Here is a 22,739-nt window from a genome sequence, read left to right on the forward strand (position 1 = left end):
TCTGGCACAACGACAAGACAGGGCAGCCAGTCAAGCGATCACTGACCGCCTATGATCACTGACCGCAACGACACCCCTCGGACTCATTCATCTAGAGACAGCTACCTACGGCTGAGCGGGAAACCGACCACGAATGTGTCCCACTCAACCGTAAGCGCCGCTGGTCACAGCCTTGCCCTCCCCACCGTTATCTGCGGAATAAGCCAGCAGGATCGGTGACAGCATTCTTACCGGCACCCCGTGATCCAGCGGCTGGGGCCGCTGCTCGCGATCGAGCCCGTCTCCCGCCCGGTCGATGCACTGGAGCGCATGTGGATCGTGGACGGCACGCTGATCCCGCTCCGCGACCGAAAGATGGCCGCGTCCGGCCGCAACTACCGGTTCTCGGCGAACGTGCAGGTCATCGTGGATGCCGACACACGTCTGGTGATCGCGACGGCCCGGCCGGTGAGGAACCTAGACCCGCGTATCCGTCGGCGGCGCCCTCGTGCTGCTCCCGGCGGGTGCGCTCGGCCCCGTCGGGCCACACCACGTCGACGGGGACGCCCGCCGCCCGAGCTTCGAGCACGGTGTCGGCGGTGCCGCCCCCTCTGCCGGTGGGCGGAGTGCCGTCCCAGACGGCGACGAGCCGGTCGGCACGTTCGACGAGGACGCTGTTCGCCGCCTCGTACGCCTGCCGGCCGGCGGTCTCGATCGGCAGGACGACGATGACGTGGGCGGCCTCGACCAGGCGGTCGAACACGGGCGCATGTTCGGGCCGCACCCGGGCCCGCCGGTAGTCCCGGGAGGGGATGACGACGACCAGTCGGCCGCCGACGGCAAGCACGGCCTCCGCGAAGAGAGAGTCGGCGCCCCTGGCAAGACAGGAGACCCCGACCAGTTCCCCGGCGGCGGCGTAGCGCCGCAGCAGTTCGTCCAGAGCGGTGCGCACCAGGGCGGAGGTCCTTGGCGTCAGGTTGATGTGCCCGGTCACCGCGATGGTCGTCATAGAGCTCCCCTTTCATCTCATCGGCCGGCGGGCTCCTGGAGGGTGTACCCGTGGCGGAGGATGACCTTCACCGAGCCCATGGCGACCACCCGGTCCGCCTCCTGCTGCGCATGGGTGAGCGCGGAGTACGGGACCAGCAGGGGGTGCGTCTTGCGTCGCCGGCTCAGCCGGCGCCCGTACCGCCAGCCCTCGGACAGACGTTGCCGGGCCCAGTTGTTGTGGGCTTCCTCGGCGAGGATCTCGATCAGGGCGTGCAGGCTGTCGGGGACCTTTACGTCCACAGTGCTGGGAGGTGGGGGCGTCCACGGCTGCCGCCTGTCCCGTCGCATCATCCGTCTCTCCTGGGCGGACTGGGCCATGCCAACCGGATCGCTTCCAGGACCAGGGTGGCGGCCACGTCGGCTGCGTACTGCTTCCAGGCCTTCTCCTGCTCCGGCCGCGCCGAGTTTTCGGAGATGCCGTCGGTGGCGGTGCCGGCCACCGCGCACACCATCGAGAACGACACATGTGTCCGGCCGCCTCTGCGTACCTGGGTGACGGCCCCTGCCGCGTCCGCACCCCCGAGCTCGACGGCGGCCAGCCCCGGCCAGGCGCCGATCACCGGCCGTAGGGCCGGGTCCCCGCTGCCGCCGACGGACGCGTCCCCCGAGGCGATCGGGCCGACCACGACACGCGGTCCGATGTTCCGGGGACCGCCGGGCGGCCGCTCGTACACCTTCTCGGACCAGTAGGCGTAGTTGAGACGCATACTGTCACCGAGCGCGGCCACCCCTTCGTGCGCCAGGTGGCTGCGGTCGGGGCGGGGCAGACAGCTCTGTTCCAGTTCGTCGTAGGTGTAGCCGTACAGCCGGTTGGAGATCACCACGTCGCCGGGCACGAGGTCGGGGGCGGTGGCGCAGCAGGCTCCGACGAAGACCACCGTCTCGGGCTGGTGTTCCTCGATCGTGGCGGCGACGGCGTTGGCAACCCCGTCGCGGCCGTCGCAGGGCTGGGCCACCACCACCTCGTAGGCGCTGCTGCGGCCCACGGCCTGGATGCTGGTGCGCAGCCATGCGCATCCGGTGCCGTGCAGTGCGGTCTCGGTGCGCGCGCCGGAGGTCTCCAGGTGCCGGCGCAGCGCCTCGTGGGCCTCGGGCAGGAGCGTGACGAGCGCGATGTCGCACCGGCGTCCCGGGGTGGGGGCGTGGGCCGCGGCATCCCGCTCCCCGGCCGCGACGCCGCGGTCTTCCAGCCGGCGGCGCTCGACGAACTCGTTGTCGGCGTCACGGCTGATGACCGCGACCTGTTCGTCTTGGGAGAGGTGGCCGATGGCCCGGCCTTGGAAGCTGACCTGCCGTGCCACTCCGGGGCCGAGGAAGTACGGCAGGATGACCAGCCGGCCGTCGGCGCGCAGGCGTTCGGCGATGTCGTACTCCTCCCGGCAGTACTCGCTCTCCCAGTAGTGCTGGCTGATGAGCGGCAGGAACACCCGGGACGCGGCCACGTTCGCGTACAACTGGCTGCGCCAGTCGGCACCGAGCTCGATGGTGTTGCGGCGCAGGTAGTGGAAGTACGACAGGTTGTGCAGTTCGAGGCTGCGGCCGACGCGCTGAGCCAGTGTGTCGTCCCCGCGGGCGTTGCTGAGGAAGATGCTGCCTTGTGCCCGGCCGAGGCTGCGGAAGTATCCGACGCCCTCCTCGTAGGTCTCGAACTCCAGCCGTGGTTGGTAGAACCGGGCCACCAGGTCCTGGACGCGGTCGGCGAGTTCCTCCGGGTAGCTCCAGTGCACCGTGATACGGTCCGCCGGCTCGGCCGCCCGGAGGGCGGCTCCGCTCACCAGTTTCGACGGCTGCGGCACGTACCGGCCGTCGGGTGGATCGTGGATCAGTTTGAGGGTCGGCCGGAATCGGCCGCTCAGCTCGGGGAAGACCCAGGGCACCGCGTGAGGGGAGGCCACGTCGACGACGACGAAGTCGCATCCGTCGACGGCGAGCAGGAACTCGAAGAGATCCTCGAACTCGGTGCTGATCGTGCGGGCGCGGTATCCGACGTCCTCGACCGCCCGCCGGATGAGCGACTCGGCGGCCCGGTACGCGGGGTCGTCCGGCAGGATCAGTCCGACCGTGCCAAGCAGTCCTTTGGCGGCGCCGCCGGCCGGACCGCTCCGGCTGGCGAGGCGTGCGATCGCGGGCTTCACCTCGCCTGCGTCCGGGAGTTGGCGACGGTTGAACACGATGCGCTGCTCGTCGGCCACCGGGAAGAACCCCGCCGACACACCCGTCTCCATGAACACGAGCCTGGGCTTCCTCGCTTGGAGCGCGAGGTCGTGCTCGTGCACCATGAAGGGCGAGGAACGGTAGCGGCGTTCCTCCTGACGGTGGGTCACCAGACCGACGAAGCAGGCGCTCTGATCCATCATCAGTTCCAGATGGGTGGGTGAGAGGGAATTGGTCTTCGGGTCGACCGCGAAGGTGAAGCCCTCGTTCCAGAAGAGGTTCCAGAAGTGCTCGTTCAGCTCCCGGTCCTCTGCCCAGTAGCTGTGGCTGAAATAGGCCGGTATCCGGCTGACGCCTGCCATCACTTCCCCCCACCGTCGGCTCACCCATCCCCCCGCACGCCTCCGGCTACACACCGAACTCCGGGAAATTGGGTGAAACCCCGCTGAACCAGTCGAGGCACATCAGAGCAACTGCCTAGACTGCTACATGACTTCGCCGCACTCCGCGCGTCCTCTCATAGCCGTCATCGGCAGCACCGACCCCGACCGGACCTTCTCCCACGCCCTCAAGGCCGCCGATCTCGCTCCCGCAGCCTGCCGGCAGCTGGGCAGGGAACTCGCCCGGGCCGGCTGTGATCTGGCCGTCTTCTCCAGCAGCCCCGAGTACATCGAGAGCGATGTCGTGGCCGGGTACGCGGACGCCTGCACCGAAACGGGGCCCGGCAGGGTGGCGGCCTTCCCGCCGCGCCACAGCGACGTCGACTTCGGCCTGGCGCCGGATGCCCACGCCAGCCTGGAGATCCTCCGCGACAGCAGTGGCGAGTGGGAGGTGGCCTTCTACCACACCCTGCTGAGCTGTGACGGCGTGCTGCTGATGGGGGGCGGCCAGTCCACCAGGGTGGCCGGGATCATCGCCCTTGCGCAGCGTCTGCCGCTGGTGACGGTGGCCGCGTTCGGCGGCGGGGCCAGCCAGGTGTGGATCAACTTCGACAAGGTCCGCAACGACGCGGACGACTCCGACATCCGCTTGATGGGCAACAACTGGTCCTCAACGTCCGCCTCTCGGCTGATCGCCTGTCTGCTCAGACAGCGAGAACGCAGGCTGCGCACCCTTGCGGAACGCGCGCGGGGCGAACGCACCGCGGCCCGGCGGTCGGCCAGGGGGCTCACCGTGGCAGCCGTGTGCATGCTGGTCTCCCTCGCGGCCCTGGTGACGGCCCGCCAGTCGCAGCAGGCGGACGCCCTGGATCTGCTGGTCCTGGTGGGCGCCCCGCTGGTGGCCTCGGCCGCGGGCGCGATCCTGCGCAACTCCTTCGAGAGTGATGTGCGCTGGGGGCGCGCGGCGGTACGGGGGCTGGGTGCCGGGTTGGTCTGCGTCCTGCTCTACTTCGCTTCACAGCTGCTGACCGTCCCCACCCTCCTCGACCATCTGGACGTACGCCGACTGCTGTTCTTCACCATTCCGCTCGGCTTCACCGCAGGCTTCACTTTCGACCTCGTCTTCGAGCGGCTGCGCACCGGCGCGGCGGGCCCGCCGTCCGTCCCCCCGCCCGACCCGCTGGCGCCCGGCACATCCCGGCCCTCGATCAACGACGGTCCGCGTGCCTGACGCTCCGTCCGAGACGCTCGCCCGCTGCCCCGACCTCCCCCGTCACCGTCTCCCTCGCCCGCTGACCCGCATCGGCAACGGTGGGGCCGCTCCCCCTTGGCGGCCCCACCGGGCGCTCGGCCCGTGCCGTGCCCACCCTCTCCGGCGTCCGGACTCAGCAGCTGGTGAGCCACTTGTGGGACAGCACCTTGAGGCCGGGGCCGCCGCTGACGCCCGGGCCCTTCACGCCCTGTCCTATGCAGCCGAGATACCCCGAGTAGCCCGTTCCGGAATAGAGGCCGACCCCCTCGTACGAGGAAGAAGTCCCGTGGTTGTAGACCGACTTGACGTTGCGGTCGTCGGCCCATGAACACGCCACGGTCCCGCTGGTCCAGTCGTTGTCGGCATTGCTCCAACTGCAGCGGTTCCCCGTGTAGTTGATCTGGTCCCAGACGCACAGGCTGCCGGAAGGGCAGTCACTCGCGGCGGCTTCGGCCGAACTCGGCGCCAACAGGCCCAGAGCCGCCACCGTGGCGGCGACGACGGCCGCGCTCAGAGTCCTGCGGACTGCGCGTGTTGTGACGTTCATTCATGGTCCTCTCCCGTGAGTGATCCTTGATCAAGCCGGCGGAGAACACGTCTCGGGCCGGCCCCTCGGCGGTGCGTGCACGGATTGTGGAACACCGACCTTGCCTAAACCTTGTCCGCCCTGTACGCGCCTGCCGTGATGGATCCGCACCCCAGGTGAAGAAGTGGACCGAGCAGACCGGTTGGAATGACGGAGGCCGGCCCGGCCGCCCGATCAGTGCCTGGGCCATGGGCGAACGACTCCGCAAACTCGGCATCCGGCTCGCGCAGGCCCGCTCGACCGCGCTGTTCCAGTTCGCTGCCGAACTGCCCGCCGCGGGCCTCGCCCGAACCCTCGGCATCGACATCACCGTTGCCGTCAAATGGCAGCGAACCGCCGCTGGGGACTGGGCCACCTACGCAGCCGAGATCAGCCGACGCACGACTTCACGAGCCGTGCATCCGAGCGGAAATGCCAGTCTCGGACATGGGCACCGGCAGGAACAGTCACTGCTCAGACCGTCGATCACCGATGGGGTTGAGTAGCCTCAAGATCTACGATGACCACCGTGGAACCACTGCCCGCCCTCGTCCACCTGGACAGCCCTTTCATCAACTTCCGGGACTTCGACTTCGGCAAGGGCCCTCACGGTTACCGCTGGGTCGCTGCCAAGCGTTTCCAGCTGTCGTCCAAGGCGCTGGACGACCGAGACGTGCTGGCTGCCTTGATCGCGCATCCTCAGTTTCGGGACACGTACGACGGAGCCGGCGTTCAAGACTGGCCACGGCATGGCCAGTGGTGGCTCGACCGCATCGCCCCTGACGCCTACGAGACCGTCGATGCCGAGATGGCGGTCGATGTCGTCCACTCCTGGGCCGACCAGCATGGAGACGTCCCGGAATCGCTCGCATCACACCTGCGCCAGGAGATCTACACCCCGATCCGTAAGGCAACAAGCAGATATCTGCTGGGACAGCTTCCCGAGGGCGCGTTCCACGACTACGGCCCCATCCACGTCGACTACCACGAACTCGTCCTCATCGACCGCCCGGCAGAGTCACTCACTCTCCTCGTCGCAGCTGACGACTGACGCTGCCGCGACCCCGCCACCAGAGCTTGAAGTGAGGGTATTCAGGCAGTTCCCATACCCGACTCCACTGTTAGCGACCGCCCACGCGGATCCGGAACACTCGAACCTGGCCGCCAGCTCCCGGGCCGCCCAGCGACTGGGGCTTGCGCGTCATCACGTATGCGTTCCCGATGTCGGGATCGCCATAGAAGAAGAACAGCTTCAACTCGCCGTGCTGATCGCGGTCCACGTAGAAGGACCACGCGTATGTCGATGGGGGCTCCGGAGCCGAGGCATCAGTTGCCGCCACGGGGGAACGTCTCTCCACTCGTGTCCGGGCTGTCAGCGAGAGCCGGACGACCTGTCCGCCGTCGTCGTCGGTCAGTTGCCAGGTTCCCGTACCGGATAGGCGCCAGCCGTTCTCGAAGTCGAAGTCATGCCCGTCGACTCTTTCGAGAAGAGCCGTTCCGTCTTCGCGAAGCATCACGTGGGTCCCCTCGACGTTTTCCCAGCCCCCGGCGACTTCGGCCGTCGTGGCGTCGTGGAGACCTGTTCCCCCGTAGTACTGATAGGGGCCGGCGCACGCAGTCAGAACGGTCAACACCACCATCAAGCTGCCGAGGGTTGCCCACCACGCACGCGGCCCTTTCCCACCCGCCACCAGGTCCTCCCCCAGCCCGCATCGGCCAACCGACAGGAATGTGCCGTGGGAAGACAACTTGCCAGATTTTTTGAACGCGTTCAACTCTGTGGCTCAAGAGGTGGCTCGCGTCACCCCTGGCTCGCGTGTACAGCAGCGTCTGCAGCCACCGACGAGCACCGCGAAGAGCGCTTTCGATACACGGTCTTAAGAGGTCCTAACAGAAGTTGTTGATCATGTGACTTTCTGCTTGGGTGGTCGTTGGTCTGGTCGTGGGGAAACGACAGTCGCGGCCATGGACAGACCATGAAAGCGTGGGTGGACTATCCCGTCGGCCGGAAGAACGCACCGGTGGTGCTCGTCCTGCACGAGGTGTTCGGACTGACCGACTCCACACGGAACACCGCCGACGAGATCGCCGCGATGGGCTACATAGCCATCACACCGGACATGATCTCGGGCCTCGGCCCCAGCGGTGACGGCGACACCCGCACCCTGACGGGCAGTGGCGGACAGGCTTCCGACCTGGTCACAGCCGTGCCGGACAACGAGGTCAGCGCTCGTATCAGCGCATGGGTGAAGTATGCCCAGCACCTGCCCCGCTCCACCGGACAGACCGACATCGTCGGACTCTCCTGGGGTGGAGGCGCCGCGTTTCGATACGCCGCCACCGGCACCAAATCGGTCGACTCGGTGTTCGTGTTCTACGACGTCGGCCCACCCGCGGTGACACAGGGCTGCCACCGCACCGAGGGTCTCGACAACTACTCCGTCGACAGGATCGCGGTTCCGGTCCACGGCTTCTACGGCGCGACCGATACCCGGGTGAGCACCAGTCTGCCGGCGACCACAGAGGCGATGTCAGCCGCCCACAAGCACTACGAGCCGGTCGTCTACGCCGACTCGGATCACGCCTTCATGCGGCTGGGAGCGGATGCGGCCGACACGAACCCTGCGAACGCCGCTGCGGAACAGGCCAGCCTGAAGCGCCTGAAGAAGGAGATCCGGCAGTCCTTCGTACGCTGAGTCCACCCGATCACCGTAACCGCTTGCTTAAACGCCAGAGCTACCGTCCCGGCGGCAAGCACGAGGAGGGTCTCCACCGCAAATGCAGTCGGAGCCCCTTCTCTTCGGGCACAGCGACTGGCCGCACCGTCCCCCCGACTTTAGTGAAAGGCCCGTACGAGTTTGCCCCTCACGTGGCGCCTGGCCAGTTCACCGAGGGCGACGGGATCTCGTCCAGGGAGAAGTTCGGGACAGCCTGGCATCCAGGCGTCCGTCCGCTACCAGGGTCAACAGCGCGCCGGGCATCGAGGAGAGGTTCGCGCGCACGTTGGTCACCATGACGGTGGGCAGCGCCCAGGGCGATCTCGTGGACGGACGGAGCGACGGTGGAACGGGGCAACAGCTCTCAGATCCGGCCGGCCGGCGATCGCGACGAGGTCGCCACCGTGCACCACAGCAGGAGACAGATCGACGGTCGCGGAGGCCACGCTTCCGGTGTCCACCCCCGCGTCCACGCCCTGTCCGCTGCCGGCGGCCGTCACCAAAGACCGGGCATTCGACAACCTCAAGTCCGCGGTTGCCGTCGGAAGTCAACGTCCGGCGCACGCCGGGGCATCGACCATCGTCGACGGAAACCTATGCCAGGCGGTGGCCGGTGAGGCCGTTGACCCGGTCGATCATGGCGTCGGCGTCTTCGTACACGGCATGGCCGCCGTCCCAATACAGGTAGGAGTCGACATCGTCGCCCAGGCCGTGGAGCTTGGCAGCGAGGTTGAGGACGATGTTGTGCGAGGTGTTGGTGTCAAGCGACCCGGTACGCAGCCACCAGCGCCTGGAGCGGCCGGGGTTGCGCTGCCCGATGAAGTGCATCGGATTCATCAGCTTGATCTTCTCGGGCAGGTCGGCGTCGAGTTGCGCCGTGTCGTCGCCGGTGGCGGTGCGGACGCTGTAGAGCGTGAAGTGGCGGCCGTTGGTGGTCGCGTCGCCGAACTCCTGGTTCGCGAAAGCGCTCGCGTCGAGGGCGTCAAAGGACGGGGCGTTCTTCGTGCGGGTGCCGATGTGGGACAGGAATCCGTCTTAGGTGAGGGTCGCCTTGTCACCGGACCAGGTGATGAAGGTGTTCTTGGCGAGATACGTCGCACCGCTCGAACCCCCACCCGGCCTGAGCGCAGGCGAGCCGCGTCACCTCGAACGCTTCCGCGTCCTTCGGCTCGATCCGCTCATCCGCGCGGACGTCGATGACCACCGCCGAGCCATCCGCGCGGCGGGCGAAGCAGTCCGGGGCGTGCCGACGTTCTCGTTCGCCGTCGTGCCAGTACAGCCAGAACGGCTGCGAGGCGATCCCCGTCACCTTCGTGTCGAAGTCCAGGAGCAGGAGCCGATCCCGCTCCAACCAGGACTCAAAGCCAACGTGCTGCCCAGTCGTCGCGGCCCAGTACCAGCCCGCGAAGTGACGGTCACCGCGAGACCACCGAAAGGGCCGTACCGGTGCCACGTCCTCGAAACGGGTCGTCACACAGTCCAGCAGCGGACGCCGTCGCCGCTCGCGTACGAGGTCCACGTACGACAGGTCGACGCACGGTCCCGGAAGATCCACCCCAGCCGGTACAGCCACCCAGCACCCCCAGCGCGATCACCTACGCGCCTAGGTTCACTGAGACGGAAAGCCAAACGACTGGGTTCGCTGAGTAAACGACTCGACTGGATGAGAGCGGTCAGCTGGACCGCGGGAGGTCACTCCGGTGGACCTGTCCCGTGCCACTGGATCTTGACCGTTTGCCATCGGACTTCGACGGACGCGAGTTTGTGTCATCGGAGTTTGATCACCGCCGGTCAGCGGCTCAGCGCACCTGCGGTGCGCTGAGCCGCTGACCGGCACTTACGTGCAGCGCTTCGCAAACGTGCAGGTGAGAGCGTTGCGATCATCGTGCAGGCTGCTCGTTTTGTGGGGACGGTGGGGTCAGGAAGGCTTGACCGCCGAGACCGGGGTGACGGTCACCTTGTTGTCGCACTCGGCCCACCACCCGTCGTTCAGGGCGACCTGGTGCTTCCCGGAGCGCGGCAGCCCGATGACCATCGTCGGATACGCCGCCGGGGTCTTGCCCGACACGCAGTAGCCGTCGCCCTCCCCCTGGACCTGGACGAAGGTCAGCTTCACCCACGCCTTGCCGTGCGGCCGGACCGGCACGGTGGCCGCCCTGCCGGTGGGGGTGACCTTGAGCGGGGTGTTGTGGGAGGGGGAGCCGTTGCCGGCGCCCGCGACCGTCGTCGGATGGCCCTTCAGGACGCACGTCTTCCGGGAGACGTTGGTGAACTGCACGACCGCCGCCCCGGTCCCGGTCCCGACGGGCCGGTGGGCGGCCTGCCGGGCGCTTACCTGGAGGGCGGAGGCCGGGCAGACGGGCGGCGGGGTGGAGGTGGTGGTGCTCGCCGCCATGGCAGTGCCGGTCAGGATGCCGGTCACCGCCGCCGCGACGGCCGTGACCGCCGTCGTCGCCAGAGCCGCCCTGCGAATGCCGTTGCTGTGCCGCATGCTGTGGTCCCCCTGAGTCGTCTCGTCCGCGGGTTTCGGTCGTCGGTCGTAGCCCCGCGGTACGAGTGGTCGTGGTACGTGAGTGCAGAGGGGACGGGAGAGCGGCAGGGTTCCGTGCGGCGACTGCTTGTGACGGAACGGTGACGACAGACTGCACCCGTGCGGATGGCCGACAGGGCAGACAGAAGCACCTCCAGCGCGCCACGAGTTCTACCACACCCCCGGCGCGCACCGAAGGTGCGCTGAGCCGCTGACCTGCGGTGATCAAACTCCTATGACACAAACTCGCGTCCGTCAAAGTCCGATGGCAACCGGTCAAGATCCAGCGGCACGGGACAGGACGCGACGTCTCGTGGAAAGGGTGGCACGTTCAGGCCGCACCTGTTACCTTCCCCCCGCTCATACATTCAGTCATGACATGTATGAATGGAGGCGGCGTGCGGGGAAAGACAGCCGTGGTGCTCGGCGGTAGCGTGGCGGGGCTGTGCGCCGCGGGAGTGCTCGCGAGGCATTTCGACGAAGTGATCGTCCTGGAGCGGGACCGGCTCCCGCCGGACGCGCAGCATCGGCGGGGCGTGCCGCAGAGCAAGCACCCGCACTTCCTCCTCAACTCCGGGCGTCGCGCGATTGGCGAGATCTTTCCTGGATTCGAGGAGGCACTGATCGCCGCGGGCGGGATGTGTCTGATGCCGTCGATGGACGCGGCGTACTGCGAGAACAGCGGCTGGGCCCCGCGCAAGGCCGGGTCGATGACGATGGTCTACAGCTCCCGGGTGCTCATCGAGCGGGTCCTGCGCGACAAGGTCCGCGAGCTCCCGGCCATCGAGATCCGCGAGGGCGTGACGGTCACCGGACTTCGTTCCACCGGGGCGGGCACCGCGCGCGGGCGCGTCGAGGGAGTCGAGTACCGCGCGGGCGACGACTCGGGCCACCTGTCCGCCGACCTGGTCGTCGACGCGCTGGGGCGCGGCTCCTCCGTCGCCGACTGGCTGAGCACGGCGGGTTGGCCGGCGCCGCCGGAGAAGACCCTCGACGCCAAGGTCACCTACACGTCGCGATGGTACGACCTGCCGCCCGCCGACCGGCGTCCGCAGGCGTGGTGGTGGAAGCACCTGGTCATCACTCCGACCCAGGACACCGGCGACCATCCCGAGGAACACGAGTTCCTCAGCAACTTCTTCCCGATCGAGGGGAACCGCGCCATCGTGTGCATGGGGGCGTGGGGCATCCGGATGCCGCGCGAGGTCGACACCTTCGAGGCCGCGGTGGACCGTGTGCGGGCCAGGTCCTTCGGGCAGGCGACGCATGCCTGCACGCCGACCTCCGGGGTGCACCTCACGCGCTCGACCGGCAACAAGTGGCGCCGCTTCGACCTGCTCGACCAGCCTCCGCTCGGGCTGGTCTGCGTCGGTGACTCGATCTGCGCGTTCAACCCGTTCTACGCCCAGGGGATGAGCTCGGCGGCCCGCTCCGCACTCATCCTCGCCGAGATGCTGCACGGCCATGACGTCCTCGACCTCGCCTTCTTCCGCGAGTTCCTCGCCAGGCAGAAGAAGTCACTCGACGTGCCCTGGATGCTCGCGATGGCCCGTGACCGCGCATATGACTTCGCGACCGGGAGTGAGGTCGTCGCTCCCTGGCGCCGCAAACTGGCCGCGCGCCTCAGCTGGCCGGTCTTCAACGCCATCAACGCCACGAGCCGCGAGGACGCCTACGTCGAGCGGACGTTCGCCCAGGTCTTCAACCTCGACCTGTCGCTCCGGGACATGACCACCGATGTGCGGTTCTGGTTCGGCATCGCGCGCTACAAGGTGCGCCAGTGGCTCGGGCGCACGGTCGTGCCCGGCGGGTTCGACGACCAGCAGGATCCGCCCGGCACCGACTTCACCGGCAAGAGCCGCGCCGGCAGCGCACCGTACGCCGAGACCGACCTCGTCAATGACTGACCCGGGGAGCAGGCAATGAGCTCTTCATGCGACGCAGCGGCCGAGCGTCTCGCTGGAAAGCTGGGCTTCTCCTGCCATGACGCCCATCCCATCGTGACCTTCCGCAACCCGTTCGGTCTCGAGAACGGCACCATGCCGTTCCTCGAACTGCTCATCATCGGTGGCGCGGTGTTCGCCCTCGTCCATGCGTGGCGGCGGTGGCGGCGCGACGGCGACCCGGTCAACATCTCTCTGTGGTTCGCCTCGCTCGTCTACCTGGCGGTGATCGAGCCGCCGCTCTACTTCCCGGGCTGGTTCGGCCTGGAGAAGCAGGTCGGGATGATTTTCTCCCACAACGTGTTCTCCGTGCAGTTCATGTACGACCGGCTGCCGCTCTACATCGTGGCCTTCTATCCGGCGCTGTCGCAGCTCGCCTACGAGGTGGTCCGCGCCCTCGGCGTCTTCGCGCGCCGTGGGCTCCTTCTCGGTTCGCTGGCGGTCGCGTTCACCTGCCAGGTTTTCTACGAGATCTTCGATCAGCTCGGACCTCAGCTGAAATGGTGGGCCTGGAACCCCGGCAACGAGATGATCAACAAGCCGTCGCTCGCCTCGGTCCCGATGAACAGCATGTTCCTGTTCGCCTCGGTGTCCTTCGGCGCGATGACCTACCTCGTTGGCCGGCTGGTCGGTGCGAAGGACGGCCGGGGCACTCTCAGCGGCCGGCGGATCAGCCTGCGCACCGTGGCCGTCGGCGTCCTGACACCGTTGGCGATGTCGGTCGCCGGCGTGCCCAGCAACGCCTTCCGTGGTGGGGGCCACCTTGGGATCCAGCAGGCCATCATCGGTGCCGAACTAGCCCTGGTCTGGCTCGTCGGCCTCTGCCTTCTCGCGGACGCCTGGCGCGCGCGGCGGACAGATCCGGCTCCGGTTCCGGCCGCATCGTCGCTGTTCGCGCGGATCTATCCGGCGCTGTACCTCGGCGTGCACATCGTCTTCTGGCTGATCGCATTACCGGCCTACTTCGCGGCAACCAATGGCATCACCGAGCACGGCACTCCGATCGGCAGCCTGTGGTACGCCGTGCTGTGCGCCCTAGCCGCAACCGGGCTCATCGTGGCCGTACTCCGCGCGACCGTGTCCCGACGGGCCTCAGAGCCTGTGCGATCCTGAGGCCATGGGGCATCACGGCTGGGGAGGCCGGCCTCCCGCATCGGACGCGGAGGCCCGGCAGCGCATCATCGACGCGACCGCCCGCTGCATCGACAGGCACGGCGTCACGAAGACGACCCTGTCCGACGTCGCCGGCGAGCTCGGTGTCACCCGCCAGACCGTCTACCGCCACTTCGACAGCATCAGCGACATCATCCGCGAGGTGGCGGCCCAGGGCGCCGAGTCGTTCGTCGACCTGATGATCGCGCACCTGCAAGGGATCACCGACCCGGCCCAAGCCGTGGTCGAAGGCATGGTCTTCTGCGTACGGACCATCCCCACCGAGCCACGCCTGAGCCTCCTGCTGCAACTCGCAGACACCACCGCCTTCGGCCGCAGCACCACTACCAGGGACACCATCGCCTACGGCGCCAAGATGCTCCAGCGCTTCCCCGTCGACTGGGCCGCCGCCGGCATCGGCGAGGACGACCTCAACGGCCTCGCCGAGATGATCATGCGACTCCTGACGTCCCTGCTGCAGCACCCCGGCGAGCCACCGCAGGACGAAACCCGGCTGCGCACCTTCCTCAACCGCTGGCTGGCCCCGGCACTCTCCCGGACACCACCACCCGCACCCCCGCAATCCTGAACGCACACCCGGTGACGTAAGAGGCAGCACCGAATCGCGTCTCGCGCACCAACCAAAACTCAACGCAGTCGCAGGGTGGGAGCACATTTTTTTTCTACGTTGTTCTGCGGGACGTGGTGAGCCCCTCGCATGGTTCACCCGCCCAGGGCGCCGGGTGTGGTTCAAAAGGCTCTGCCGCACAGGACCGATTGACAGGGCGCATGCGAGCCTTCAGTGGTAGCCCGTCATCGCTGCTGGCGCGGGGCGCGAGCCTGGCCAGCGCCGCCCCGGTACGGGTTGTTCGGATGTCATCTGATGCTGCGGGTCGGGCGGGTGGTGGCGTGGAGCAGGTACTCCAGTGGACCCCGTCGGCCCGCTGAGATGCCCGTCTGTATCAAGAGCCTTGGGTACCGCAGCGGAGCGATCATGTTCCAACGTCCAGGTGGGCTACTGCATGATCGTCTGGCTGGCCGTGGAAGGTTGATCATCAACTTGTACTGGATTTGTCCGAAGCCAGGTTCAGCACTCCTCCCAGTTCCTTGGTCAGGTACTCCTGCAGCGTCAAGCCGTCTGCCAGTAGGTAAATCCGAGCGACGTTAGTCCTTCGGACCGGCAGAGACGATCTGAAGGGCCTCCGACTTCCGTTTGAAGGAGCTGGTAGGCCGCCCCGTTGACCTGGCCCCAATGCATCGCTGCCCGCCACAGGAGACGTCCCAGCCCTTCGCCGCGGTGCTCTTGGAGGACGCCGAAGTACTGCGGCATCAGTTGAGGAGCGCCGATCGCGTCGGGGCGGATCTCCATGGGGCCGATGGCGCCGGCCACCGTGTCGCCCACGGCGGCGGTCAGCACCGGGCCAACGGTCCGGGCCTGCATCTGCTCGTAGAGGAAGGCGAAGCCGTCGGGTGCCATCCGCTCGGCAAACGTGGCGAAGGTGGCTCGTACCTTCGCCGGCCACTCGCTGAAAGGCCGTACGGGGCCGTCGGGTGCCGGTCGGATGGTCGCCCTGAAGTCCTGGAGCTGGATGCGTGTCCCTCGCCCGTCTGGTGCTTCGGGGCCGAGGAAACGGACGATCCGTGTCTTGCCTACGCCGTGTTCGGCGGCCAGTTTCTGGGCCAGCTCGGTGGCGGTGAAGGCGCTGTCGGGCTCGATGCCGTAGAGGTGGACCTTGACCGTGCCGGAGCCTCGCCGGGACAGCGTGGGAATCAACGTCTCGCCAGGCCGGTGGACGATGTTCTCGACGAGTACGGTCTCGTCCTTGCTGTCGGACCAGCGAATGTCCTTGTCGTAGCGCAGGAACCAGCGGTCGGTGGAGGCCGCGATCAGGGTGTCCGTGAAGAGGTCTTCGGTGAGGACGGACGGGTGGACCGGTCCGATCGTCGGCAGGTAGGGCGCCGACACCACTGGACGTAGCCAGTCCCAGCGGAATCGCATGTGCTCAGAGTACTCATCTCGTGCTCGAAGGCTCAGGCCCCGACGCAGATCCGCCAGGGCCTGAGCGCAGATGATCGGAGGGGTTCGGTCAGTTCGGGTTGTCGTCGCCGGCCGCGCAGGAGCAGGCGCTGCCCTCCATCAAGGCGTCGGCGTCCACCTCGATGACGAGTGATGTGGTGGCGACGAGGGTGGTGGGCAGAGCCGGGCGGATGGCCGGCGGGCGGCTGGACTGGATTTCAACGGGAACCGTACTCATGAGTGCACCATCTCCTTGGTGTCTCCGTGCTGGCAGTAGGTGTTCAGCGGTGCCTTCGCCTCCTGGTAGACCTTGGCGAGCGGTCGACATACCCGGCATGAGCCGGAGATCGAGCAGCCCGTGCAGCCACCGGTGCGAAGCATGAGCCGATCGGAGATCGCTCCGAGTCGGCGAAGGCCGTCGATCCCCTCGGTCATGAGGTTGATCTGGTCGTCGCGGCCGATCTTGCAGATCGAGACCATGGCGTGAGGGTCGGCGTGGAAGAAGGTCACGCCCGCGTTGCAGCCCTGGAAGACCGGCCGCTTGCGAAGAAATTCCGTCGACTGGACGAGCAGCGGCTCGCCTGTCCCTGAGAAGGTCGGCTGCATGTTGGTGTAGACGTGGTGGTCCAGGCCCCAGCCCTTCACCAGGTCCACCATGGCGTCGACCTCGTGGGCGTTGTCCTCCGTGACCACGACTGACACTCGCAGCGGTAGGCCGGCATTTCGAGCGGCGGCCATGCCTCGCTGGAAGTTCTTCCACGCGCCCTTGCGCTGGGTCAGTTCGTCGAAGGACTCCTCCGTGGCGCCGTACATGCTGACGACGACGCGGTACGGCGGGCAGTCCCGGAACAGACGGAGCAAGTCGGGTTTCCACAGACGCGAGGCGTTGGTGGAAACCGTGAGCATCATGCCCTGGCGGCACGCGTACCAGTAGGCGCCCTCGAAGTCGGGATCGACCGTTGGCTCGCCACCCGTGATCTGCAGCCAGAGGACCCCCGAGTCGCGGAAGATGTCGATGAGCTTGACCTTCTCGTCCCAGCTCAGGCCGGCCAGGGGGCGTTCGCCGAGGTAGCAGTGCTTGCAGCCGAAGTTGCAGTAGAGGTTGATCTCCCAACTCGCGCGCACGAAGCCGAGTTTGGTCGGTTCGCGTATCAGGAGCGTCGAGTCGACGGCCTGACCGTCGAGATCGAGACCCCAGGCTTCGGCTGCGGTTTCCACCAACCAGTCCGGCACACGGGTGTTGGAACTGGTGCTCCGCCGTACCTCCTCGTAGTGCTCGGCCGGCAGCCGCACGCAGGTTGGGCTTCCCGGCCGGACGGCCAGGTGGCCATCCAGGAACGGGCTGATGATCAGCTGGTGCATCCGATACCTCCTGGGGTTGAGCCCCACCCCCAACTCGTACGGGGGAACCGAGCTGGGGGTGGGAGCTACATGGCAGGACGCGCGTCCAACCGCTGGTGGTAGGAGTGGACGACCCAGCGACACCACTCGCAGCAGTCGCCACAAGCGAATACCGGAGCCGATAGGCCGCCTACCTCGACCGGGCCGATAAAGATCACGAGTTGATCAGAGCGACGACAGAGCAGACAGGTGCCCCTGGACCACTGGCGCCGAGTCACGCGCCGGCCTCAATGCGCTCCTGCCGGGTTCGCGTCACAACGAGCTGGTCTGGATTGTCGGCCAGCCACTCGGAACGAGCTGGGGCTCGGAGGACGGGTACACCACGGCTGACGTCCGTCACAATCGCTCGGCATCCGGGTTTGCACTCGACCTCGTCTCCGACGCCAGGCCGCTTGCTGTCAGTCACGGCGGGGTACCCCGCCGTTCCTCTCGACGTAAACCCACAGCAGGCGCCGGGTGAGGTTGGCTACGTCGCGCATGAAGAAGAAGGCCGTGAAGCTCGGCGCTCGTCTGCCGGGATGGTTGGTCAGCTCCAGCAGCTTGTATGCCTGGCGGAACAGATCCATGACTTCGTCATCGTTATCGGCGCCCAGGAGCAGGCTCAGGAGACCGACGACCCTCATCGTCTTGAAGTCGATGTCCTCACGGGTCGACGTGTTCAGCTCCGTCTTCAGCACGCCATCTGTTACGTCCGAGATCAGCTCGACATCGATGGGCAAGTTGTCGACGCCGACCTCGGGTTCCTCGGTCACGCTCGCCACCACGCTTCTCCCCTCGATGCGACTTGCGCGGACTTGGGTTCGAGAACGAACGTAGAGCGGCCAGCGTCCAACTTCCCAGGAGGTTGCGCGAGTTTGCAGCAAGTCGATTGACGGGCTCGAACGGCTCCTCGACGATCGCCGTGTCGCGCAAACCTGCGCAAGACAGCGGACGGGAGAGCAACCATGAAGTTACGGTTCCTTGGTAAGAACTCCACCCCCGGAGACAGCCCCACCCTGTACGCCAGTGACCAGGACAGCTACGTCATCCAAGGCTGGAAGATCTTCGCCAACGAACTGCTCACGCAACTCGACGTGCCGGAAGGACAAACCGCGGTGGAGGTGCCGACCGAGCTGTTCGAGCACCTGACCAAGGACGGCCAAGTCTCCGGTGAGATCAGGAAGTTCACCGCCCCGATCATGCTCGTCACGGAACAGGGAACATGCGTACTCCAAGGCCCGGAAATGCACGATGCTGAAGCCTTGAGCCAGATGCGCATGCCTGACTATGAGACCTGCATCGAGGTCCCCAAGTCCTCGATCATGGCCCTGCTGAAGGAGAACAGTGGACCTGATCACCCCCGCACAACGTGACGAGCTGTTCCGCAGCTTCGAACGTGACGCCTTCCATCTGGAGCTGCGGGACGACTACGGATCTCCCGTCGAAGACACGCCGTATGCCAGGTGGCAGCGGGGCGAGCCCGACGACTACGTGTGGCTCGATCCGTGGATGACGCTGATGAAGCGGGTTACGGGTGAAGGTAAAACCGTGCGACGGGTCCGAGTGATCACGGAGCCACACTCCGAGTACGTCGGATGGGAACACTCGCTGACCCACCTCAACATCGAGGCCGGCGAGGACATCCGATGGCTTCCGCGGCAACGGTTGCCCGAGGACGTCACCTTCCCCGCCGGTGGCAACGACTGGTGGCTGTACGACGATCGTCTCCTTGCGGTCGGTCACTTCGATCCGGAAGGCCGTGTCCTCGGGTCAGAGATCGTTGAGGACCCTGACACGGTGGCCGCCTGCATCCGGGTGCGCGACCTGCTCTGGGCCGACGCCATCCCACACACCGAGTACAAGCCCTGACCCATCAGTGAGCAACCAAGCACAAGAAGCACGAGAGGCACTGGGTGCCCGGCTACGTGGATTCCGCAAGGATGCGGGATTCGCGAGCGGCCGGGCATTCGCCGTGGCCACCGGTTGGGCGGAGTCCAAGGTCTCCCGGCTGGAGAACGGCAAGCAGAACCCCAGCGAAGATGACATCCGCACCTGGTGCTTGAAGACCGACAGGCAAGAGCACCTCGCCGACCTGATCGCCACGGTGCGGCACATCGATGAGCTGTGGCTTGAGTGGCGCCGGCAGTTCCAGACCGGCGCGGAGCAGCGGCAGAAGAAGGCACTGCCGGTCTACGCCAAGACCAAGGTCTTCCGTATCTGGCATCCGACGCTGGTGTGGGGAACGCTCCAGACGGCGGAGTACGCGGCGGAGACCTTCCGGCAGGTGGTCGACTACTACGAGATCCCCGACGACGCGGAAGCCGCCACCGCCAAGAGGCTGGAACGACAGCAGTACCTGTACCGAGGCAACCGGATCTTCAACGTCGTGCTCGGCGAACAGGCGCTCTACACGAATTTCGGAGGACCGGAGGTGATGAAGGGGCAGCTCGACCGGTTGCTGGCGGTGATGCGGCTGCCCCGGCTGAGCCTGGGCATCATCCCGCGCTCCGCGTCCATCGGTATCTGGCCCGGCAACTCCTTCTCGATGTTCGACGACAAGCTCGTTCTCGTTGAGACCTACTCGGCGGAGTTCTCCGTCACGCAGCCCCGAGAGATCGAGCTGTACACCAAGGCCTTCGCCCTCTTGAAACGGTCAGCGGTCTACGGCACCGCCGTCCGCGACCTGATCCTCACTGCCAGCCAACACTTCGATCAGATGCCGAGCGACTAGGAGAAGAACATGCAGCGTGTCACTCCAAACTGGCGGACCAGCACCTACACCGGGACCGAGAACTGCGTCGAAGTGGCCGACAACGCGCCGGCCAAGGTGATGGTGCGAGACACGAAGGCACGTAGCCGCGGAGTCCTGGCTGTGCGGCCGACCGCCTGGGCAGCGTTCGTGGCGTTCGCCAAGGTGGGGTAGGGGTCGATCGCCCGGGTGCCCTCCGTCACCCAGCCGTACCGTCGTGACCTCCGTCACGCGAAGTGTAGTTGAGTGGTCACGCAGGGTTTGCGCAAATCGTGGCAGATCGTGGATCGCTTCGGGCGTCGCGCAGGTGATCGGGGTGGCGCGAACGTGCGGGGGATGGTGCGAACCTCTGTGCGGCGTTTGTGGTAACCGGAAAGTTACTCTCCGTTAAAGTCGTGGTGAGGCGCTCTACACAAACCGGTCCGCAGTCCGCGGTGATCAGTAACCGGTTGGCATCCGGGTGGTCCACCCGGCCGCGGGCCTGCCACCAGCGGCGGATCGATTCGACGGCGAACACCGAGGTGTCGTGATCGGTGCCGACGTTCACCCATCGGATCGCCCCGCTCGTCCGGCTCCACCAGCTTCAGCAACGCCGGAACCAGGGAAGGATCCTGTTCCTCGGCAGGCTTGCGGCCACCCCCGGGGCGCCGGACGCAGCCGTCCCGCAGCGGCTCCTCACCGGCCTCCAGCTCGAACACACCGCTGCGGACCGTGGTCTCGCTCACTCCGGCCAGCCGCGCCACGGCCCGTTCCCCACCATGTCCGAGCAATCGCGCCTCCTGCCCCAGCGTCAGACGCCGCTGACGCTCGTTCAGATGCGGCAGCAACACCGCCAACCGGTGGTCGAGTTGGGACAGCAACTCCTCCGTGATCGCGATACCAGGCCAACGAGCCGCTGACCGCGAAGCAACAGGTTGTTTTTTACGGCTTCACTACGCCGGCAATCTGCTGAGCCAGGTTCCGAAATCGGCCCAGCCCTGGGTGGCCACGCTGCTGCGGACCGTCTCCGAACACCCCGACACGACTGCTGTCCAGGCCCAGATGCGGCACGTCCTGGACGCCTTGGAGACCAAGTTCCCCAAGGCCGCAGCCCACTTGGACACCGCCCAGCACGACCTGCTCGCCTTCACAGCGTTTCCGCGCGAGATCTGGCGGCAGATCTGGTCGAACAACCCGCAGGAGCGTCTGAACAAGGAGATCCGCCGCCGCACCGACGTGGTCGGCATCTTCCCCGACCGCACCGCCCTCATCCGGCTCGTCGGCGCGGTCCTGGCCGAGCAGAACGACGAATGGACCGAGGCCCGCCGCTACATGGGAATCGACCTGCTGGCCAAGGGCCGCCTCCACCCGATCGAGTCAGAAACCGAAGATCCCGCACTCCCGTCCAACCCACAAACAAGGTAGGACCGCATAGCCTCAAAACGAGATCACCGAGTGGCCGTCAATACACCACTCCCACGGACGTGACCCCAATCGTTTGAAACCACCACTGGGCTGGAGACACGCAGCCACACCCAGCATCCCTGGGCCTCCCGATCCTACGAGTGACCGGAATCAACCCCAGGAACAACGTAAGGAGATACGACCCTCACCGCGGCCGGTACTTCAAGCCCCAGCGCCTCCACGCAGATAAGGCCTACGACCGCGCCAACTTACGCAGATGGCTCCGCTGGAAACACATCGGAGTACGCATCGCACGCAAAGGCATCGAGTCCAGTGAACGATTAGGGCGCCGGAGGTGGGGATCGAGCGCACGATGTCGTGGCTGTCCGGCTACCGCAGACTCAGCCCCCGCTACGAGCGTCATCCCCGCAACTACCTGGCCTTTCTCGGACTCGCCGCCGCCCTCTGCTGCTACAAGCGCCTCGTCCGCCTCACCACGTAGGACACCGTCTAAGTCCCCCGCCTTCTCGCGGCCCAGGACACCGATCAACAACCCGCCTACGCCACCCCGTTGCTGCCCGACGACCCCGCCCCGGCCATCACCGCGGGCCACTTCCGTCACGTCCCCGTCCTCCTCGGCAACACCCACGACGAAGGCAACGGCTGGGCCGCCGGGATCATCCAGGCCGGCAACCCCGTCACCCCCGACACCTGGCCCGACGTCGTGGCCGCCTTCTTCCCCTCCCCCGGACAGGCCGAGGCGATCGTCCGCGAGTACCCGGTGAACCGTACCGACGGGGGCCCGGTCTTCGGCGCCGTCATCGGCGACGCGAACTTCGCCTGTCCGACGGCGCGCACCGACGCCCTGCTCAGCGCTCAAGTACCCACCTGGCGCTACGAGTTCGCCGACCAGCACGCCCCACCGCTCACCCCCGGCACACCGCCGTTCCCGCTCGGCGCACCACACGCGAGCGAACTGACCTACCTGTTCGACCTCGGCGGCCGCCCCCGCGACCTGACCGAGGCACAGCACCGGCTGGCCGACACCATCATCGACTACTGGACCCGCTTCGCCCGCACGGCCGACCCCAACAGCCCCACGTCCCCCCACTGGCCCCAGCACACGGTGCTGTCCCTGGCACCGGACCACATCGCCCCCACCCGCACGGCGGAACTCCGCCACCACTGCGCGTTCTGGAACACCCGCCGAGGACCACCGCGCGGGCCGACCACCCCGGCCGACAAACAGACCCCAGGTCGCTGACCCGGGAGTTCAATCCGAAGCGGGGGACGAAAATCGAACAGCGAGGCTGCTCAGGGCCTTGGGTCACTCCCCCGTTCGCACTGCGTTGTCAGTCGGGATCGGTTCCTCTGGAGGAAAGGGCTGAGCGACAAAAGCGATCCGAAGACACAGTCCGCGGCGCGCCGAAACAGCGCTTCGTCGGTGCTGCGGCCGAGGCGCAAAGGCACAGGGACCGCGAACGCGGC

The 22,739-nt window shown here is 66.9% G+C and carries 22 protein-coding genes and 6 pseudogenes; 15 read left to right on the forward strand and 13 right to left on the reverse strand.

The window, feature by feature from the left end:
* Nucleotides 1-240: 240 nt before the first annotated feature.
* A pseudogene (locus ACIRRY_RS48850) lies at nucleotides 241-450 on the forward strand (IS5/IS1182 family transposase); the annotation flags it as partial.
* Between the two features lie 55 nt (nucleotides 451-505).
* Here ACIRRY_RS48850 and ACIRRY_RS48855 read toward each other — a convergent pair.
* The 3 genes and pseudogenes from ACIRRY_RS48855 to ACIRRY_RS48865 all read right to left on the reverse strand — a co-directional run.
* Nucleotides 506-988: pseudogene (locus tag ACIRRY_RS48855) on the reverse strand (hypothetical protein); the annotation flags it as partial.
* Nucleotides 989-1,005: 17 nt separating this feature from the next.
* The gene (locus ACIRRY_RS48860; RefSeq protein WP_403986650.1) at nucleotides 1,006-1,320 is read right to left on the reverse strand and encodes a RyR domain-containing protein; all 315 of its coding nucleotides are present in this window, start codon (nucleotides 1,318-1,320) and stop codon (nucleotides 1,006-1,008) included.
* Nucleotides 1,317-3,545, reverse strand: a complete 2,229-nt coding sequence (locus tag ACIRRY_RS48865; protein ID WP_403986653.1) for a TIR domain-containing protein — start codon at nucleotides 3,543-3,545, stop codon at nucleotides 1,317-1,319. Before ACIRRY_RS48865 ends, ACIRRY_RS48860 begins: the two co-directional genes overlap by 4 nt.
* Nucleotides 3,546-3,672: 127 nt before the next feature.
* Between ACIRRY_RS48865 and ACIRRY_RS48870 the strand changes: the two genes are divergently transcribed.
* Nucleotides 3,673-4,794, forward strand: a complete 1,122-nt coding sequence (locus tag ACIRRY_RS48870; protein ID WP_403986656.1) for a hypothetical protein — start codon at nucleotides 3,673-3,675, stop codon at nucleotides 4,792-4,794.
* Nucleotides 4,795-4,948: 154 nt separating this feature from the next.
* Here ACIRRY_RS48870 and ACIRRY_RS48875 read toward each other — a convergent pair whose 3' ends face one another.
* Nucleotides 4,949-5,362, reverse strand: coding sequence for a peptidase inhibitor family I36 protein (locus tag ACIRRY_RS48875; protein ID WP_403986659.1), 414 nt, complete (start codon nucleotides 5,360-5,362; stop codon nucleotides 4,949-4,951).
* A 155-nt stretch (nucleotides 5,363-5,517) separates the two neighbouring features.
* Here ACIRRY_RS48875 and ACIRRY_RS48880 point away from each other — a divergent pair, with 155 nt between their 5' ends.
* Both ACIRRY_RS48880 and ACIRRY_RS48885 read left to right on the forward strand, forming a co-directional pair.
* Nucleotides 5,518-5,886: a hypothetical protein gene (locus ACIRRY_RS48880; protein ID WP_403986662.1), complete on the forward strand. Its 369-nt coding sequence runs from the start codon at nucleotides 5,518-5,520 to the stop codon at nucleotides 5,884-5,886.
* Between the two features lie 14 nt (nucleotides 5,887-5,900).
* Nucleotides 5,901-6,431: a hypothetical protein gene (locus ACIRRY_RS48885; protein WP_403986665.1), complete on the forward strand. Its 531-nt coding sequence runs from the start codon at nucleotides 5,901-5,903 to the stop codon at nucleotides 6,429-6,431.
* Nucleotides 6,432-6,501: 70 nt separating this feature from the next.
* Here the strand turns inward: ACIRRY_RS48885 and ACIRRY_RS48890 are convergent, their stop codons facing one another.
* Nucleotides 6,502-7,020 carry a hypothetical protein gene (locus tag ACIRRY_RS48890; RefSeq protein WP_403986668.1) on the reverse strand — a complete coding sequence of 173 codons (519 nt, stop codon included), beginning with the start codon at nucleotides 7,018-7,020 and terminating at the stop codon, nucleotides 6,502-6,504.
* 336 nt (nucleotides 7,021-7,356) lie between these two features.
* On the opposite strand from ACIRRY_RS48890, the gene ACIRRY_RS48895 reads away from it, so the two are divergent.
* The gene (locus ACIRRY_RS48895; RefSeq protein ID WP_403986671.1) at nucleotides 7,357-8,076 is read left to right on the forward strand and encodes a dienelactone hydrolase family protein; all 720 of its coding nucleotides are present in this window, start codon (nucleotides 7,357-7,359) and stop codon (nucleotides 8,074-8,076) included.
* 615 nt (nucleotides 8,077-8,691) lie between these two features.
* On the opposite strand, the gene ACIRRY_RS48900 is transcribed toward ACIRRY_RS48895, so the two are convergent.
* From ACIRRY_RS48900 to ACIRRY_RS48910, 3 genes are all read right to left on the reverse strand, one after another.
* The gene (locus ACIRRY_RS48900; RefSeq protein ID WP_403986674.1) at nucleotides 8,692-8,934 is read right to left on the reverse strand and encodes a hypothetical protein; all 243 of its coding nucleotides are present in this window, start codon (nucleotides 8,932-8,934) and stop codon (nucleotides 8,692-8,694) included.
* A gap of 217 nt (nucleotides 8,935-9,151) precedes the next feature.
* Complete coding sequence (locus ACIRRY_RS48905) at nucleotides 9,152-9,670, reverse strand: TnsA-like heteromeric transposase endonuclease subunit (RefSeq protein ID WP_403986677.1); 519 nt, start codon at nucleotides 9,668-9,670, stop codon at nucleotides 9,152-9,154.
* 345 nt (nucleotides 9,671-10,015) lie between these two features.
* A complete protein-coding gene (locus tag ACIRRY_RS48910) occupies nucleotides 10,016-10,588 on the reverse strand; it encodes a DUF4232 domain-containing protein (RefSeq protein WP_403986680.1) in 573 nt (190 codons plus the stop codon).
* 437 nt (nucleotides 10,589-11,025) lie between these two features.
* On the opposite strand from ACIRRY_RS48910, the gene ACIRRY_RS48915 reads away from it, so the two are divergent.
* Genes ACIRRY_RS48915 through ACIRRY_RS48925 form a run of 3 tightly spaced genes read left to right on the forward strand, consistent with a single transcriptional unit; the run spans nucleotide 11,026 to nucleotide 14,311 of the window.
* Nucleotides 11,026-12,534, forward strand: a complete 1,509-nt coding sequence (locus ACIRRY_RS48915; protein WP_403986683.1) for an FAD-dependent oxidoreductase — start codon at nucleotides 11,026-11,028, stop codon at nucleotides 12,532-12,534.
* A 15-nt stretch (nucleotides 12,535-12,549) separates the two neighbouring features.
* Complete coding sequence (locus ACIRRY_RS48920; protein WP_403986686.1) at nucleotides 12,550-13,683, forward strand: hypothetical protein; 1,134 nt, start codon at nucleotides 12,550-12,552, stop codon at nucleotides 13,681-13,683.
* Nucleotides 13,684-13,687: 4 nt separating this feature from the next.
* Complete coding sequence (locus ACIRRY_RS48925; RefSeq protein ID WP_403986689.1) at nucleotides 13,688-14,311, forward strand: TetR/AcrR family transcriptional regulator; 624 nt, start codon at nucleotides 13,688-13,690, stop codon at nucleotides 14,309-14,311.
* A gap of 540 nt (nucleotides 14,312-14,851) precedes the next feature.
* Here ACIRRY_RS48925 and ACIRRY_RS48930 read toward each other — a convergent pair.
* The 4 genes from ACIRRY_RS48930 to ACIRRY_RS48945 form a co-directional block, all read right to left on the reverse strand.
* Nucleotides 14,852-15,721: a GNAT family N-acetyltransferase gene (locus ACIRRY_RS48930; protein WP_403986692.1), complete on the reverse strand. Its 870-nt coding sequence runs from the start codon at nucleotides 15,719-15,721 to the stop codon at nucleotides 14,852-14,854.
* Between the two features lie 88 nt (nucleotides 15,722-15,809).
* Complete coding sequence (locus ACIRRY_RS48935; RefSeq protein ID WP_403986695.1) at nucleotides 15,810-15,977, reverse strand: hypothetical protein; 168 nt, start codon at nucleotides 15,975-15,977, stop codon at nucleotides 15,810-15,812.
* Complete coding sequence (locus ACIRRY_RS48940) at nucleotides 15,974-17,101, reverse strand: radical SAM protein (protein WP_403986698.1); 1,128 nt, start codon at nucleotides 17,099-17,101, stop codon at nucleotides 15,974-15,976. The genes ACIRRY_RS48935 and ACIRRY_RS48940 overlap by 4 nt, the downstream gene beginning before the upstream one ends.
* Nucleotides 17,102-17,538: 437 nt before the next feature.
* On the reverse strand, nucleotides 17,539-17,892 hold the full coding sequence (locus ACIRRY_RS48945; protein WP_403986701.1) for a hypothetical protein: 354 nt from the start codon (nucleotides 17,890-17,892) through the stop codon (nucleotides 17,539-17,541).
* A 192-nt stretch (nucleotides 17,893-18,084) separates the two neighbouring features.
* Between ACIRRY_RS48945 and ACIRRY_RS48950 the strand changes: the two genes are divergently transcribed.
* From ACIRRY_RS48950 to ACIRRY_RS48965, 4 genes are read left to right on the forward strand one after another with little or no spacing between them, the layout of a single operon-like run.
* On the forward strand, nucleotides 18,085-18,492 hold the full coding sequence (locus tag ACIRRY_RS48950) for a hypothetical protein (protein ID WP_403986704.1): 408 nt from the start codon (nucleotides 18,085-18,087) through the stop codon (nucleotides 18,490-18,492).
* A complete protein-coding gene (locus ACIRRY_RS48955; RefSeq protein WP_403986707.1) occupies nucleotides 18,464-18,988 on the forward strand; it encodes a DUF6879 family protein in 525 nt (174 codons plus the stop codon). Before ACIRRY_RS48950 ends, ACIRRY_RS48955 begins: the two co-directional genes overlap by 29 nt.
* A 7-nt stretch (nucleotides 18,989-18,995) precedes the next feature.
* On the forward strand, nucleotides 18,996-19,850 hold the full coding sequence (locus ACIRRY_RS48960) for a helix-turn-helix domain-containing protein (RefSeq protein WP_403986710.1): 855 nt from the start codon (nucleotides 18,996-18,998) through the stop codon (nucleotides 19,848-19,850).
* Nucleotides 19,851-19,859: 9 nt separating this feature from the next.
* Nucleotides 19,860-20,042, forward strand: coding sequence for a DUF397 domain-containing protein (locus ACIRRY_RS48965; RefSeq protein WP_403986713.1), 183 nt, complete (start codon nucleotides 19,860-19,862; stop codon nucleotides 20,040-20,042).
* Nucleotides 20,043-20,289: 247 nt separating this feature from the next.
* Here ACIRRY_RS48965 and ACIRRY_RS48970 read toward each other — a convergent pair.
* Nucleotides 20,290-20,704: pseudogene (locus ACIRRY_RS48970) on the reverse strand (hypothetical protein); the annotation flags it as partial.
* 88 nt (nucleotides 20,705-20,792) lie between these two features.
* Between ACIRRY_RS48970 and ACIRRY_RS48975 the strand changes: the two are divergent.
* The 3 pseudogenes from ACIRRY_RS48975 to ACIRRY_RS48985 form a co-directional block, all read left to right on the forward strand.
* A pseudogene (locus tag ACIRRY_RS48975) lies at nucleotides 20,793-21,272 on the forward strand (transposase); the annotation flags it as partial.
* A 173-nt stretch (nucleotides 21,273-21,445) separates the two neighbouring features.
* A pseudogene (locus ACIRRY_RS48980) lies at nucleotides 21,446-21,753 on the forward strand (transposase); the annotation flags it as partial.
* 57 nt (nucleotides 21,754-21,810) lie between these two features.
* Nucleotides 21,811-22,515: pseudogene (locus tag ACIRRY_RS48985) on the forward strand (carboxylesterase family protein); the annotation flags it as partial.
* Nucleotides 22,516-22,739: the final 224 nt, after the last annotated feature.

It is taken from the genome of Streptomyces sp. NPDC101776 (genome assembly GCF_044766845.1).
GTDB lineage: Bacteria > Actinomycetota > Actinomycetes > Streptomycetales > Streptomycetaceae > Streptomyces.